This window comes from Saccharothrix violaceirubra, from assembly GCF_014203755.1.
Classification (GTDB): Bacteria; Actinomycetota; Actinomycetes; order Mycobacteriales; family Pseudonocardiaceae; genus Actinosynnema; species Actinosynnema violaceirubrum.
In genome coordinates, this window is the sequence record NZ_JACHJS010000001.1 from 4,393,399 (window position 1) to 4,408,086 (window position 14,688).

Annotated in this window: 14 protein-coding genes; 7 read left to right on the forward strand and 7 right to left on the reverse strand. The window is 72.7% G+C overall.

All coding sequences use genetic code 11. From position 1 onward, the window contains the following. Positions 1-26 precede the first annotated feature (26 nt). Complete coding sequence (locus tag F4559_RS20190; protein WP_184670946.1) at positions 27-2,960, reverse strand: AfsR/SARP family transcriptional regulator; 2,934 nt, start codon at positions 2,958-2,960, stop codon at positions 27-29. 140 nt (positions 2,961-3,100) lie between these two features. On the opposite strand from F4559_RS20190, the gene F4559_RS20195 reads away from it, so the two are divergent. From F4559_RS20195 to F4559_RS20205, 3 genes are all read left to right on the forward strand, one after another. Further along, a complete protein-coding gene (locus tag F4559_RS20195) occupies positions 3,101-3,937 on the forward strand; it encodes an NYN domain-containing protein (RefSeq protein ID WP_184670948.1) in 837 nt (278 codons plus the stop codon). 301 nt (positions 3,938-4,238) lie between these two features. After that, positions 4,239-5,264: a hypothetical protein gene (locus F4559_RS20200; RefSeq protein WP_184670951.1), complete on the forward strand. Its 1,026-nt coding sequence runs from the start codon at positions 4,239-4,241 to the stop codon at positions 5,262-5,264. A gap of 78 nt (positions 5,265-5,342) precedes the next feature. Further along, on the forward strand, positions 5,343-5,540 hold the full coding sequence (locus tag F4559_RS20205) for a hypothetical protein (protein WP_184670953.1): 198 nt from the start codon (positions 5,343-5,345) through the stop codon (positions 5,538-5,540). A gap of 3 nt (positions 5,541-5,543) precedes the next feature. On the opposite strand, the gene F4559_RS20210 is transcribed toward F4559_RS20205, so the two are convergent. Further along, complete coding sequence (locus F4559_RS20210) at positions 5,544-6,188, reverse strand: response regulator (RefSeq protein ID WP_184670955.1); 645 nt, start codon at positions 6,186-6,188, stop codon at positions 5,544-5,546. Further along, positions 6,176-7,402 (reverse strand): sensor histidine kinase, encoded by a 1,227-nt coding sequence (locus tag F4559_RS20215; protein WP_376774720.1) that lies wholly within the window; start codon positions 7,400-7,402, stop codon positions 6,176-6,178. The genes F4559_RS20210 and F4559_RS20215 overlap by 13 nt, the downstream gene beginning before the upstream one ends. 123 nt (positions 7,403-7,525) lie before the next feature. Between F4559_RS20215 and F4559_RS20220 the strand changes: the two genes are divergently transcribed. Next, positions 7,526-8,275 carry an ABC transporter ATP-binding protein gene (locus F4559_RS20220; protein ID WP_184670959.1) on the forward strand — a complete coding sequence of 250 codons (750 nt, stop codon included), beginning with the start codon at positions 7,526-7,528 and terminating at the stop codon, positions 8,273-8,275. Next, positions 8,272-10,797 carry an FtsX-like permease family protein gene (locus F4559_RS20225; protein ID WP_312865732.1) on the forward strand — a complete coding sequence of 842 codons (2,526 nt, stop codon included), beginning with the start codon at positions 8,272-8,274 and terminating at the stop codon, positions 10,795-10,797. The genes F4559_RS20220 and F4559_RS20225 overlap by 4 nt, the downstream gene beginning before the upstream one ends. 6 nt (positions 10,798-10,803) lie before the next feature. Here F4559_RS20225 and F4559_RS20230 read toward each other — a convergent pair whose 3' ends face one another. Next, on the reverse strand, positions 10,804-11,007 hold the full coding sequence (locus F4559_RS20230) for a hypothetical protein (RefSeq protein ID WP_184670961.1): 204 nt from the start codon (positions 11,005-11,007) through the stop codon (positions 10,804-10,806). Positions 11,008-11,359: 352 nt separating this feature from the next. Between F4559_RS20230 and F4559_RS20235 the strand changes: the two genes are divergently transcribed. Next, on the forward strand, positions 11,360-12,016 hold the full coding sequence (locus F4559_RS20235) for a response regulator (protein WP_184670963.1): 657 nt from the start codon (positions 11,360-11,362) through the stop codon (positions 12,014-12,016). 80 nt (positions 12,017-12,096) lie between these two features. Here the strand turns inward: F4559_RS20235 and F4559_RS20240 are convergent, their stop codons facing one another. From F4559_RS20240 to F4559_RS35280, 3 genes are all read right to left on the reverse strand, one after another. After that, positions 12,097-12,834, reverse strand: coding sequence for a phosphatase PAP2 family protein (locus tag F4559_RS20240; protein WP_184670966.1), 738 nt, complete (start codon positions 12,832-12,834; stop codon positions 12,097-12,099). Between the two features lie 207 nt (positions 12,835-13,041). Beyond that, complete coding sequence (locus F4559_RS20245) at positions 13,042-13,539, reverse strand: LuxR C-terminal-related transcriptional regulator (RefSeq protein WP_184670968.1); 498 nt, start codon at positions 13,537-13,539, stop codon at positions 13,042-13,044. Continuing rightward, complete coding sequence (locus tag F4559_RS35280; protein WP_246445276.1) at positions 13,524-13,703, reverse strand: histidine kinase; 180 nt, start codon at positions 13,701-13,703, stop codon at positions 13,524-13,526. Before F4559_RS35280 ends, F4559_RS20245 begins: the two co-directional genes overlap by 16 nt. On the opposite strand from F4559_RS35280, the gene F4559_RS35285 reads away from it, so the two are divergent. Further along, a complete protein-coding gene (locus F4559_RS35285; RefSeq protein ID WP_184670971.1) occupies positions 13,695-14,573 on the forward strand; it encodes a hypothetical protein in 879 nt (292 codons plus the stop codon). The two genes, F4559_RS35280 and F4559_RS35285, sit on opposite strands and share 9 nt — an antisense overlap. The last annotated feature ends 115 nt before the right edge of the window (positions 14,574-14,688 follow it).

Below are 14,688 nucleotides of genomic sequence, written 5' to 3' on the forward strand. Positions count from 1 at the left end.
AGGGCGTTCCCCCCTGGTCGCAGACGCTAGGGACGGGTTCTCAAGGAACTCTGCGAGCTTTCTGCGAACAGCGGTTCGCGCGCTTCCCGGCTGCCGTGCCGGGTGAACAGGGCCAGTGCTTCCGCCCGTTCGGCATCGGCCTGTTCGGACAGATGGAGCTGGTCGGCGGCCGTGGCCAGATCGCGCAGGCACCGCGCGCGCCACAGTGGCAGACCCAGCGCGTCCCACCACCGCACGGACCGCGTCAGGTGCGCACGGGCGTCGGTCGGACAGCTGCGCACCAGGTCCAGTTCGCCGAGGGTGCGCAGCACGAGCGCCTGGCCGAAACCGTCCTGCATCTCGTGACACGTCCGGTAGGCGTCGTCGAGCAGCCCGGCGGCCTCGTCCACGTCGCCCAGTCGCAACGACACCTTCGCCAACGCCTGCGCGGTGTACGCGGCGCTGAGCCGGTTGCCGGCCGCTCGGATCACGTCGTGCGCCTGCCGGCAGTCGCGGTCCGCCTCGGCGAGCCGACCCGCCGCGCGGTGCGCGATACCCCGGGTCCGTACGGCCATGCCGACGCCGTGCTCGTCGCCCGCCTCCGCGTACCACTCCGCCGCACGATCACACGCCCGCACCGCGCCGTCGATGTCGCCCACCTCGGTCAACGTGGACGCGCGCACGTGCGAGAGCCGTGCCAGCGCACGCGGCTCGCGCAGGTCGGGTTCGGCGGCGTCGAACTCGGCCAGCGCGGCGGTCAGGTTGCCCCGGTCGCGCAGCACGCCGCCGAGCAGCACCCGCAGCACGGCCTGTCGGCCGCGATCACCCACCGCGCCGTAGGCCCGGGTCGCCTGTGCGTAGTAGTCGGCCGCCTCGTCGGGCCGGTCCTGCTCGCTGCGCAACCACCCCAACCCGGCCAGCAGCAGCCCCTGCGCCGCGTGGTCGCCCGCCGCGCGGGCCGCGTCGAGTGCCGCCGTGTGCGACCGCCACCAGTGGGCGAACTGGTTCTCCACCGCGAACGTCGAGGCGCACAGCACCGCTGCCAACCGGGTCGCAGCGGTGACCGAGCCCAGTTCGGCGAGCCGTTCCACGGCCGCCAGGAGCGCGGACTGCTCGGCCGCGAACCAGGCCACCGGGTCGGTCCGCACGGCCGCGAGCCAGTCCGCCGGCGGCTCGACCCCCACCGACAACTCGGGTCGCAGCACCCACGTCCGGAAGTCGCCCGACACCCGCTCCACCAGCGAGGCCCAGCAGGCGGCGGCGCGTTCCGCGGCGGCCACCAGGTCCGCGTGCGCCTCCTCTTCCTCGCCGCGTTCCCAGGCGAACGCCCTCGTCAGGTCGTGCGGCCGGTAGCGGGACGAGCCCGTGCCGTCCACGCCGACCACGTCCAGCAGTTGCGCGCGGACCAGCGCGTCGACCACGTCCTCGGCCTCGTCCACCGGCACGTCCAGCAGCACCGCGACCAGCCACGCGGTGAAGTCCGGCACGCCGAGCCAGCCGACCCGGCGCAGTGCCCGGCGTTGCGGCTCGGTCAACCCGGCGTAGCTGAGCAGCAGGCTGCCGCGCACCTCCAGATCACCGACCGCGAGTTCGTCCAGCAGCCGCCGCTGCTCGCCCAGCCGCCGCGCCAACCGGGACAGCGGCCAGTCCCGGCGTGCCGCCAGCCGGGCACCGGCGATGCGCACCGCCAGCGGCAGCCGACCGCACAGCCGCACGATGTCGCGCGCCCGTGCCGGTTCGGCCGCCGCCCGGTCCGCGCCGACCAGGGAACCCAGCAGCGCCAACGATTCCTCTTCGTCCAACTCGCCCAGTTCGACGTGCTCGACGCCCTCCAGCGCGGCCGGTCGGGCCCGCCCGGTGATCAGGCACCCACACCGGCCGGCGGGCAGCAGGGGCCGGGCCTGCCGCTCGTCGGCCGCGTCGTCCAGCACGACGAGCAAGCGGCGTTCGGCGGTGATCGTCCGGTACAGGGCGGACAGCTCGTCCGGGTCGTCGGGCACCGCGGCCGGCGGCACGCCCAGCGCCCGCACGAACCGGCCGAGCACCTCGGCCGGGTCGACGCGGTCCGGGCGCGAGCCGTGCAGTCGGGCGTGCAGCACACCGTCGGGGTAGCGATCGCGCAGCCGGTGGGCCAGGTGGACGGCGAACGCGCTCTTGCCGGTGCCCGCCTTGCCCGACACGGCGACCAGCGGCACGTCCCGACCGGTCAACGCGTCGAGTTCGGCCGCGCGGCCGGTGAAGTCCACGATGTCGGGCGGCAACTGGCCCGGCGTCGCGAGGCTCGGGGCCGCGGGCTCGCCGGCGAGCGCCCGGTCGTGCGCGGCCCGCAGCTCCGCGCCCGGCTCGACGCCCAACTCGTCGACCAGCACCCGCCGCGACTCCCGGTAGGCGGCCAAGGCGTCGGACTGCCGGCCTTCACCGGACAGCGCCAACACCCACCTGCTGCGCAACCGTTCGCGCAACGGGTGCGCCTCGACCAGCCCGGCGAGCGTGGCCGCCGACACCGGCCCGCCCGCGTCGAACAGGTCCTCGTGGATCTCGGACCACAGCGCCTCCAGCCGCACGCGCTGGTCGTCGGCCCACCGCCCGGCCGTGCCGCCCAACGGCGTGCCGCGCCACAACTCCAGCGCGGCCGACAGGGCTCCGGCCCGGTCGTCGACGGCCGGCGCGGACCGCCCGTCCGCGACGAGGCGTTCGCACCGCTCGAGGTCGGACGGCGCGTCCAGCAGGTAGCCCCCGCCCCGCCGCACGAGCACGTCACCCACGACCCGGCGCAATGCCGACACGTGCGTCTGCACGGCCGCACGGGCGTTGTGCGGGGTCTGTTCGCCCCACAACGCGTCGACAATGCGCTCGACGTCGACCACCCGCCGCCCGCCGAAAACCAATACCGCGACCAACGTGCGCGCCCGGCCCCCGCCGACCGCCACGTCCCGCCCGCCGTCCCACGCCGTGACCGGCCCCAATACCCGGAACTCCACCTGTGCCCCCCAGCAGCAGAACCGCGCCCGTTTCTACCAGCGGGACCGTCGGACACGCCCGGGATTCTCAGCGTATGGAGAATTCTTGACATCACTTACCACCGGATGTCCCCGCGACTGACGACGGGTACGGTTTCCGGGTGGGGAACGACGAGCGGATCGGGGTGTTCTACGACGGCACCTGGTTCGCGTATGTAAGCGACTACTACGCGTCGGTGCACCCGCGTGCCGCCCGGGTTTCGTTGGACGGTTTCCACGACGCGCTGCGCTGGTACGTGCACACCGTCACGGGCAGGCCGTTGGCCGAGTGCGTGGTGAGCGAGGCGCACTACGTCCGCGGTCGGATCGAGACGCCCGCCGTCGCGTTCGACGCGGTGCTGGCGGCGGCCGGAGTGGTGCGGCACGACCTGCCGCTGCACGGGGGCAAGGAGAAGGGCGTGGACGTCCACCTCGCCCTGGAGGCGTGGGTGCGTGCCACCTCGGTGCCGTTGCGGTGGGTCGTCCTGGTCACCGGGGACGCGGACTTCACGCCCCTGGCGGCACGCCTGGTCGCACACGGGGTGCGCGTGGTGCTCCCGGTCGTGGACGGCGGCCTCCTCGCGCCCGCCTGGATGCCGCGCACCGCAGCGCCCCTGCGGGCGGCGGCCTCGGCGACGCCCGCCTTCGAGGACCTGTTCGCACCGGCCGACCGCGCCGACTACCCGCTGCGGGCGCCGTTCGTGCGGACTTCGGGCGGCTGGGCGTCGGCGGCCGGTGAGCCGCGGGGACGGCGTCAGGGCACGGTGACCGGGTGGAAACCGGGACAGGCGCACGGCTTCATCACCGACATCCGCGGCGCGTCGTGGTTCGTGTCCGGCGACGACCTCCCGGAGGGGTCGAAGTCCCTGCCGGTGGGGACGTCGGTGTCGTTCTCCGGCCCCTCCACTCCCCCGGTGGGCCACAGGTACCCGAGGGCGTACGCGGTCCAACTCGCCTGAGGACGTGCACAGCGGGTGACGCGGGACACCGCGAAGCCGCCGACTACATGGTCCCCGCGCGCGGTCTGCCGAATTCCCGCCGCGACCGCACGAAGGCCCCGTAGCGTTGGTCACGGAACGTCATCGAATCCTGACCACCACGGTGGACATGGACCAAGGGGGCACATTGCCAAAACGCCATGCGATGGTCATGGCGTGCGTCCTGGCGGGTACCTTCGGGTGCTCGCCGGCGACGTCACCGGACCCTGACTTATCCCCGACACCCGCCGCCTCGGCACGCGTCGTCGAATCCGGCACGACCATGCCCGACCTGACCGCGCTCGGCCCCGGAAAACTGTTGTCCTGCCAGGTGCAACCGACCGCCGAATGGCGGGACGTGATCGCGAACCGGAAGATCGGCCCCCCGGACGAGACCGCGCTGCTCGTCGTCGACGCGGCCAGTGCGGACGGCTCGAAGGTGTTCGCCAGTGCCGTCGAGAACGGCGAGACCAGGGTGCTCATGATCACCGGCGGTAGGCGGCACGAAATCCTGCGCCTGCCCAAGCCCCAGCAGGCGTTCGGCTTCGACTTCGACGGCCGCTGGCTCACCTTCGGCATCGGCTACAACCCGGCCAGTCAACACCTGTGGACGGCGCACGCGTGGGACTCGGAATCCACCGCCGAACCGTTCCTCGTCGCGGACAACCGCGAAGGTCATGGCGGCCCGTGGTTCTTCAGCCACGCCCACAAGGGCAAGGCCGCCTGGGTCCAGGGCACCGGCGAAGCGGTCGAACCCCATGCCGTGCACCTCTACGACCTCGCCACCAGGACCGACCGGATCATCGACCTGGGCCCGGTCGACGGCCCGCTGTTCTTCGGCGACCTGCTCCTGTGGCGGCGACTCGACCTCAAGTCCGACACCGGCCGGTTCAAGGCCGTGACCCTCGACGGCAGGGACGCCGGACTCCCGGACGCGCTGAACCAGGCACAACCGGACTGGTACGCCGCGGCCGACGACCGCACGGTCGTCTGGGTCACCAAAGATCCCAGGACGCTCTACGCCTGGCGTGCCGACTGGCCCGGGGTACGGGAGATCGCCCGGATCGAGCCGGGCGTACAGATGCCGGGCATGAGCTTCCCGAAGGTCTCCGGCGACCTGGTGACCTGGACGTCCCGGACCTCGTTCGTCACCGACCTGCGCACCGGGGCCACGTTCCACCCCGACCGGATGGCGCACACCATGGACGTCGTCGGCGGCGCGTTCGTCGTGTCCTACAACGGAGCCGGGGGCACCGCGCCGCCGTCGGTGGTGCCGCTGGGCGAACTGCCCCCGCTGCCTTCGTGCTGAAAGGTAGCGCCTGCACCACCCTCGATCCGGCAGCCGAGGGGATCGTGACGACCACACCGCGAACCTACCGTTTACCCCATGAACAGGACTCGGGGCGAACAGACCGACACGCGGCACGGCGCGACGAAGACCCTGCTGTGGCTGGTGTTGCTGGTCACGGCGGCGACGAACTCCATCGGCTCGTTCGTCGGGCTGCACGAGGTGCTGCGACTCGCGGCCGGGGGTGTGTCCGTGCTGTGCATCGTGGGGCTCGTGGTGCTCCACATGCGCCGGTGACGGTCAGGCGTTGAGGTAGGCCAGGACGGCGAGGACGCGGCGGTGGCCGCCCTCGTCGTTCGGCAGGTCCAGCTTGGTGAAGATGTTGCGGATGTGCTTGTGCACCGCGCCTTCGCTGACCACCAGAAGACCCGCGATGGTCCCGTTGTCGTGCCCTTCCGCCATGAGCGCCAACACCTCGCGCTCCCGGGCGGTCAGGGTCGACAGCGGGTCGTCCACCTTGCGGCGCACCAACAACTGCGAGATGACCTCGGGGTCCATCGCGGTCCCGCCGTCGGCGACCCGGCGCAACGCGTCGAGGAACTCGCCGACCTTGCCGACGCGCTCCTTGAGCAGGTACCCGACGCCGCCGACACCGTCGGCCAGCAGCTCGGACGCGTAGCTGTCCTCCACGTAGGCCGAGAGCACCAACACGGGCAATCCCGGGTGCACCCGCCGTGCCTCGACCGCCGCACGCAGCCCCTCGTCCCGAAAGGACGGTGGCAGGCGCACGTCCATCACGACCGCGTCCGGCCGGTCGTCGGCGATCACGGCCAGGAACTCCGTCGCGTTGTCGACCGCGGCCACCACGTCGATCCCGGCCGTGCCGAGCAACAGCGACAAGCCTTCCCGCAACAGGACGTCGTCCTCCGCGATCACGACGCGCACGGCAACTCCACTCGCAACACGGTCGGCCCGCCGGGCGGGCTGCTCAGGTCGGCACGGCCGTCGAACGCGTCGGCCCGACGCCGGATGCCGACGATACCGGTCCCCCGCCGCTCGTCCGCCCCACCCCGCCCGTCGTCCCGGACCGTGATGAGCAGCGTGTCGTCCGTCGAGTCCAGCCGCACCACGACGTGCTCCGCCGCCGAGTGCTTGGTCACGTTGGTCAGGGCCTCGGCCACGATGAAGTACGCCGCCGCCTCGATGGCGGCCGGGCGACGTCCGATCCGGCCGACCTCCACCGTGCACGGCACCGGGCACCGCGCCGCCAACGCCGACAACGCGCCGTCCAGACCGCGGTCGGAGAGCACCGGCGGGTAGATGCTGCGCACCACGTCCCGCAACTCGGCCAACGCGTCGACCGCGGTGTCCTGCGCCTTGACCACCAGCTCGAACGCCCGGTCGGGGTCGCGGTCCCGCAGTTGGCCCGCGATGCCGAGCTGCATCACGACGGCCGCGATGCGCGCCTGCGCGCCGTCGTGCAGGTCTCGCTCGATGCGCCGCAACTCCGCGCCGTGCGCCTCCAACGCGCCCGCCCGCGACGCGGTCAGCTCGGCCACCCGGTCGGTCAGCCGCACGCCGGGCGCGGGCGACAGCAGCCACCGCGCGAACGACGCCTGCCACCGGGCCGCCGACGGCAGCCGGACCGAGAGCGCGCCGTAGACGACCGCCACGACCAGGGCGAACGGTGCCGTGGACCACGAGTCCACGACCATCCCGAAGGACGTCACCACCCCGCCCGGCACGAGCCACCAGTACACCGGGATCAGCACGTGGTTCACGGCGCTGATCGGCAGCCCGATCGCGCACCCGCCCAGCAGCATGCCGACCGCGGCGTGGGCCGCCAGCCACGCCACGTCCCGCCGGGTGGCCGGGTCGGTGACCGCCGTCACGACCTGCCGCGACAGCGGACCGGCCGGCGTCCGGTACGCCTCCGGGATCGTCCCGCCGAGGAACGCACCGGCCCGCCGCCGCTCGTACGCCACCAGTCGGCGCACCAGCCGCAGCACCTCGGGCACCGCGGGCAGGCCGACGCCGATCAGGCAGAAGGCGCCGACCACCGCCAGGGCGACCAACGCGAACACCGCCAGGAACGACGTGACGGCGCCCACGAGGAGGTAGCGCACGGCGGTCCACAAGGGAGCGAGCATGGCACCGATTCTCCCCGAACACCCCGCCTGGGCGCGGTAGCGCCTGCACTACCACCACCCGCCCGGCAGCGGGATCGATCACCGACCGCCCGCGGACCTAGCGTCGGGTCAAACGTCAGGAAGGACGACACGATGGTGGCGGGAACGGTGGGCACGGCCCACGCGGTGCGGCTGGAAGCCGTGCGCAAGGTCTACGGGTCCGGCGACCGGGCGGTCACGGCGCTCGACGACGTCACGGTGGGGTTGCGGCGGGGCGCGTTCACGGCGGTGATGGGACCGTCCGGCTCGGGCAAGAGCACGTTCCTGCACTGCGCGGCCGGGCTGGACCGGCCGACGTCGGGCCGGGTGCTGCTGGGCGACACGGACCTGTCCGGGCTGAAGGAGGACGCGCTCACCGCGCTGCGGCGGCGGCGGATCGGCTTCGTGTTCCAGGCGTACAACCTGCTGCCGTCGTTGACCGTACGGCAGAACATCACGTTGCCGCTGCGGTTCGCCGGCGCGCGGCCCGACGAGGCGTGGCTGTTCGAGGTCGTGACGCGGGTCGGCATCGCGGACCGGCTCGACCACCGGCCCGCCGAGCTGTCCGGCGGGCAGCAGCAGCGCGTGGCGATCGCGCGGGCGCTGGTCACGCGGCCGGAGCTGCTGCTGGCCGACGAGCCGACCGGCGCGCTGGACACCCGGACCGGTCGTCAGGTCCTCGGGCTGCTGCGCGACCTGGTGGACACGACGGGGCAGACCGTGCTGATGGTCACGCACGACCCGGTCGCGGCCTCGTACGCGCACAGCGTGCTGTTCCTCGCCGACGGACGGCTCGCGGGCGAGATCTTCGAACCGACGCCCGCCCTCGTGGTGGAGCGGCTGACCCGCCTCGGGGAGTGGTGAGCGTGCGGTCGATCGCCTGGCAGATGGTGAAGGCGCACCGGCTCGGGTTCGTGGGCGCGTTCATCGCGATCCTCTGCGGCACGGCCGTCGTCGCGGCGTGCGGGGTGCTGATGGAGTCGGGCATCCGGTCGGGGGTGCCCACCGAGCGGTACGCCGCCGCGTCCGTCGTGGTCGGCGGCGCGCAGGTCGTCCAGCCCGACGGCGCACCGTTCATGGAGGCCAAGCCCGTCGGCAGCGTGCCGACGATCCCGGTGGAGCTGGCGGCGAAGATCGCCGCGGTCCCCGGCGTGGCCTCGACCGCGGTCGAGTCGACGTTCGAGGCCCGCGCGGTCGCCGCGGACGGCACGGTGTGGCAAGCCCTCGGCCACAACTGGGAGTCAGCCGTCCTGACCCCGTTCGACGTGCGGGAGGGCCGCGCCCCGGACGGCCCCGACGAAGTCGTGGTGGACGCCGGCCTCGCCCGCCGCGCGGGTGTGGAAGTGGGCGCGCGGCTGGGCGTCATGACCACGTCGACGCCCACGACCTACCGGGTGGTCGGCATCGCCGGGCAGGACGGCCTGGCCAAGCAGTCCGGCCTGTACTTCACGACGACACAGGCGGAACACCTGTCCGGCGAACCCGGCCGGGTGCGGGCGATCGGCGTGTTCGCACGGGACGGCGTGGACCCGTCGGACCTGGCCGAGCGCATCGAGCGGGCGCTGGCGGACGACCACGTCACCGTGGCGGCGGGCGAGGACCGGGGCGGCGTCGAGTTCGCCGAGGTCGGGCAGTCCCGGGTCATGCTGATGGCGATCGCGGGTTCCTTCGCGGGCATCGCGTTGCTGGTGGCCGTCTTCGTGGTGGCCGGGACGCTCGCGTTGTCGATCGACCAGCGGCGACGCGAACTGGCGCTGCTGCGCGCGATCGCGGCCACGCCACGCCAGATCGGCCGGCTGATCGGCCTGGAGACCAGGGTCGTGGCGTCGGCCGCCGCCGCGCTGGGCGCCGCGGCCGGTGTCCTGGTCGCCGACCGGCTGCGGGACGGGTTCGCCGCCATCGGCGTCATCCCGCACGACCTCGCGCTCGCCGTCGGCCCGATCCCGCTCGTCGCCGCGTTCCTGCTGGGTCTGGGCGCGGCACAGCTCGCCGCCCGGGTCGCGGCCCGGCGGCCGGCCCGCATCCCGCCGACGGAGGCGCTGGTCGAGGCGGCCGTGGAACCGCGCGAGCCGGGCCGGTGGCGGGGTGTCACGGGGGCGGGGTTCCTGGTGTTCGGCGCGGCGCTCGCCGTCGTGCCGCTGTTCGCCCGCACCGAGGCGGCGCTGGCCATGACGGGCATGTCGGTGCTGTTGATGGTCGTCGGGGTGGGCGTGCTGGGTCCGCGCGTGGCGCAGCCGCTGGTCGGGCTGGTGGCCAGGCCGTTGGCCGCGTTCGGCATCGGCGGCTACCTGGCCGCGCACAACAGCCGGGCCAACGCCCGACGCCTGTCGGCCGCGCTCACGCCGTTGATGCTGTCCATCGCGTTCGCCGTGGTGAACTTCTACAGCCAGACCACGATCGGGACGGCGACCCGTCAGGAGGCCGACGCCGTCACGACGGCCGACCAGGTGCTCTCCGCTCCCGGCGGCCTGTCGCCGGAGGTCGCCGACGCGGCACGCCGGATCCCGGGCGTGGGTGCCGTCACGCCCCTGGTGCGCACGAACGTGATCACGGTAAGCGGGACGGGTGAGGCCGTGCACGTGACCCGGTCACCGGCGTCGGGCGTGGACTCGGTGTCCGGCAACCTGGACTTCGGCGTGGTGACCGGGTCGTTGGACGACCTGCGCGGCGACACGGTGGCCGTGGACGGAGAGTCGGGCGACGACGTGGGCGACGAGGTCGAGCTGTACCTGGACGACGGCACGCGGACCACGCTGCGGGTCGTGGCCACCTACGAACGCGGTCTCGCGTTCGGCAGGTACCTGCTCCCGGCCGACCTGGCCCGTGCGCACTCGTCGACGCGAACGGACACCTCGGTCCTGGTCCGCCTGTCCCCCGACGCCGACCACACGGCGACGACCCCGGCACTGGCCGCGCTGTCGGACCGCTACCCCGGCCTCACCGTCACCGACCGCTCGCAGCTCGCCCCGGCGGAACGCGCGGAGCAGCGGACGCAGTTCTGGGTCAACGTCCTGGCCATGGGCGTGATCCTCGGCTACATCGCGATCGCCGTCGCCAACACGCTCGTGCTCACCACGGCCCAACGCCGACGCGAGTTCGCACTGCTGCGCCTGATCGGCGCCACCCGACGACAGGTGGTGCGCACGATGCGGGCGGAGGCACTGCTGCTGGTCGGCATCGCGGTCGCGGCGGGCACGCTGCTCCCGGCCGTGCCCCTGGTCCTGCTGTCGATCGGCCTGACGGGCAGCCCGCTGGTGGCCGGACCACTCCCGGTGTACCTGGGCGTCGTCGGTTTCACGGCCCTGCTGGGCTTCCTGGCGATCGGCCTGCCGACCCGCCTGTCCCTGCGCGCCCGCCCGATCGACGCCATCGGCGTCCGGGAATGACCCGGCTCACGGACACTTCGACACGTCCGCGAGCCGGCGCCACCACAGGCCGGCGCCGCCTTCGATGCCGGGGTGCTCGGCCCGGAAGTTCTCCCGGTCGACGTCGAGCACGAAATCCCGGGTGAAGTCGTCGGCCTGGTGGCCCGTCTCGGGACGGATCAGGTCGCGGACGAGGTCGAGCGACACGCGGGTGTGTTCGGCGAGCAGCACGACGTCGTACAGGTCCCTGCCCTGCGGGGGTACAGGTTGAACACCAGGTCCACCGGTCCCCCGCACGGTCGTCGGCGGCGGGCAACAGCACCTTCACGTGGTGCTCGAAGTACAGCTCGTCGGAAGCGTCCGGTTCGGACGCGGGCACGCCCTCGCTCCACGGCGCGGCCTCGACCCCGACCCGCAGCGCGCGCGACCCCTCGGCGGCCAGGTCGTCCCGCCACCCGTCGGCGAGCCGGCGCAGGTCCTCCCCCGCCGACGCGACGAACCCATGACCGGCGCGGTGCCGCGAGCGCACGATCGTCGTCCGGGCCCACCACTAACATCGAAGAGGAGATCCCGAGGAGCCTTGATGATCCGTGTTGTGCTGGCCGACGACGAGGCGATGGTGCGGGCCGGGGTGAAGGCGATCCTGCTGGCGGATCCCGGGATCGAGGTCGTGGCCGAGGCGGGCGACGGGCACGAGGCGGTCGAACTGGTGCGGGAGCACCGCCCGGATGTCGCGGTCGTGGACATCCGCATGCCCGGACTGGACGGCTTCGACACGACCGAGGCCATTCGCCGGGCATGCGAGGGGACCGCCGTCATCATGCTCACCACGTTCCCCGAGAACGCGTACGTCACCAAGGCGTTGCGGGCGGGTGCCAACGGCTTCCTGCTCAAGTCGGGGGATCCCCGCGAACTGCTCACGGGCGTGCGTGCCGTGTCGGAAGGGGCCGCCTACCTGTCGCCCAAGGTGGCGGCCAGGGTGATCGACACGCTCGGGAGCGACCGGATGGCGCGCAGCGGCGAGGCGCGCGAGCAGGTCGACGGGCTGAGCCCGCGGGAACGGCAGGTGCTCGCCCTGCTCGGCGCCGGCCGCTCGAACCAGGAGATCGGCCGGGAACTCCACCTCGTCGAGGGAACGGTCAAGAGCTACGTCAGCGCGATCCTCGGTCGACTCGGCGTCCGCAACCGCGTCCAGGCCGCGATCATCGCCTTCGAGGCCGGCCTCGTGACGAGGGACTGACAGGCGGGGTCGTCCACCGGCTCGTCGGTTCTCTCCGAGCAGTGCACCCGGAACGAGTGGATTTCGCACCACCCGACCGCTCAGCGCCCACCGCCCTGACGGGGCTCGCGAAGAGTCGGACCGTCGATCGCACCCCGATCACCGGGGCGGCCAAGGTCCCGCTGCCGGGGCAACCGCCGGGTGGGCTCCTCACCGACGGGCGGCACGGCGAACAACAGCCTGCCCACGAAATCCCGCCGCGCACCGAGCTTGCCCACCAACGAAAACGCACGCTTCTCCAACGCCTTGATCGAGACCAAAGCGACCCCGGCGCCGAACAACAGACCCACCAACACGTCGTGCGGATAATGCACACCGACGAAAACCCGGGAGAACGCCATCAGCAGGGCGATCGCCACGACCCAGGGCAGCACCCGCCGCCACGCGACGGCCAGCCCCACCGCGGCGGCACCGGCGATAGCGGAGTGGTTGCTCGGAAACGACCAGTCGCCGATCTCCGGGCACTCGGCGATGATCGCGTCGACCGGCAGACCACGACAGGGCCGATCCTCGTGGATCACAAGCTTGAGCAGTTCGCTCGACACATACGCACCGACCGTGACCACAGGCGCCAGCAACGCCCGCGTCACGGCACGCACGCGACCGGTCGCCCTGGCCCGCCACCACGCCACCAAAAAGAACACCCCGAACAACAGCAGTCCGACCTCGGTATAAAGCTCCCCAAGCCCCTGGAACCACCCCGGAGTGGCACGCGCGAATCCAATGATGCCGTCATACAGCCCACTCCCCGAATCCGCGACCCGGATCAACCGCGTCATCTTCTTCCCCTCCCCCAGCCCTTGCGGGCACCCTCGGCGTGATCGCCAAGTTAGGGAGCGGAAAGGTCGCACCGCTGCGCACGATCGGCAACGATCAGGGCTTACTTCCGTTGGCGGAACCCCATCACTTTAGTAAGTTTCACCAGGTCGGAGTCGCCCGCCGACAATTCCCCCGATATCGACGACGCCACGGGACGACCCCGGACGTCACGACCGGTGGTCCAGGTAGAGCAGGACGGCCAGGACGCGACGGTGGTCCTCGTCGGAGTCGGCCAGGCCGAGCTTGGCCAGGATCGAGCCGATGCGGGTCTCCACGGTGCGGTCGGTGAGGCGTAACCGGCGGGAGGTGCCCACCTTCGTTCGTCCCTCCGCCATCAGTGCGAGCACTTCCCGTTCCCGGGTGGTGAGCCTGGACAGCGGATCGTCGCGCGGGCGCTTGGTCAGCGGTCGCGACAGGATCTCGGGATCGAGTGCCGATCCGCCGGCGGCCACCCGGTGCGACGCGTCGAGGAAGTCCTCCACGTCGAACGCGCGGTCCTCGAGCAGGTAGCCGAATCGGCCGGAGGTCACCAGTTCGACGGAGTGCCGGGTCTCGGTGTGCGGGGAGAGCAGGACGATGCCCAGTCGGGGGTGGCGCCGCCGGGGGTGGCGCCGTCGGATGTGCCGCGCGGCGCGGGCGCCGTCGTCGGTCAGGCCCGGCGGCATTCGGATTCGGCGACCGACTGGTCCAGCGGCCCGTCGACGGTCCCGTCGTCCAGGTGGCGCTGGGCGACCCGCAACGCCACGCCGAGCGACACCAGTCGCTGCTGGGCCCCGTCGTGGAGGTCGCGTTCGAGGCGACGCCGCTCCCGGTAGCCGGCGTGGAGCAACCGGCTCTGGCCGCCCGGATCTCGTCCAGGGCACGGTTGACCTCGCTGCACAGCCGGACGACTTCCACGAGCAGCGCGCCGGCGGCGGCCACTTCGGACAGCAGGCCCCGGCTGCCGCCGCCGATCACCCCGTCGATGTCCTGCCCACCCAGGCGGACGGCCGCGATGTGCTCGTCGAACGGTTCGACGGGACGGCCGGCCGCGTCGAAGTGGCCGTCCTGTCCCGGCAACCGTCGCACGTCCGTCGGGCGGCTGATCAAGGTGCCCGACGGAACACCTGTCACGGTGCGCGTACTGGGAGACGAAGTCGACTTCGGCGGAACCCTCCGCGTACCGACGGCCGCGATCGTCGGCGACCTGCCCGACCCGTCCGTGGTCCGATCGCCCCGACTGGACGACACCGGCCCCGTGATCGTCGCACCGGACGCGTGGCACGCCGCCTTCTACCCGGACGCGATCCCCACCCCGGTCGACGACCCGCTCACCGGCGGGCTCGCCCTGCTCGACCGGGAACGACCGGCGGCGGGCGCCGACGTCCGACGCGTCGTCAGCCAGGTCGCCCCGGTGCGCGAGTCGTACGGCACGGTTTCCGCGTTCCGCGGCCTGGTCCTGTGCCGACCCGGCACTCCCGAGGAGATCGCCCGGACGCTGTGCGTCGGGGCAGCGCGCACCAGGTTCGACACGATCACCGACCTGTTCGCGATCCCGGACGCGTACGGGGACCTGTTCGTGGCGATCAACGAACTCCACCTGACAGGTGGAAACCGAGCCGAGGCCACCAGGTCGCTGGACGTCCTGCGCCACGACACCACCACTGCGCACGCGGACCGACTCCTGGCAGGCCTCGCCGACGCCCTGGCCAACCGCTAGGTCCGGAGGCCAGGACGGGTACGTTCGGCTTGGTCGCGTCGCGTACCGGACTGTCGGTGCGCGACGCACGCACATCGTGGCCTCGCCCTCGCCGGCGGCCCACAGGTCGGCTGGT

What these genes read in the sequence shown, in the direction of transcription:
- F4559_RS20200 (WP_184670951.1), top strand. Translation starts at nt 4,239, where the DNA reads ATGCCCGACCTGACCGCGCTCGGCCCCGGAAAACTGTTGTCCTGCCAG.
- F4559_RS20205 (WP_184670953.1), top strand. Translation starts at nt 5,343, where the DNA reads ATGAACAGGACTCGGGGCGAACAGACCGACACGCGGCACGGCGCGACG.
- F4559_RS20220 (WP_184670959.1), top strand. Translation starts at nt 7,526, where the DNA reads ATGGTGGCGGGAACGGTGGGCACGGCCCACGCGGTGCGGCTGGAAGCC.
- F4559_RS20235 (WP_184670963.1), top strand. Translation starts at nt 11,360, where the DNA reads ATGATCCGTGTTGTGCTGGCCGACGACGAGGCGATGGTGCGGGCCGGG.
- F4559_RS20240 (WP_184670966.1), bottom strand. Translation starts at nt 12,834, where the DNA reads ATGACGCGGTTGATCCGGGTCGCGGATTCGGGGAGTGGGCTGTATGAC.
- F4559_RS20245 (WP_184670968.1), bottom strand. Translation starts at nt 13,539, where the DNA reads ATGCCGCCGGGCCTGACCGACGACGGCGCCCGCGCCGCGCGGCACATC.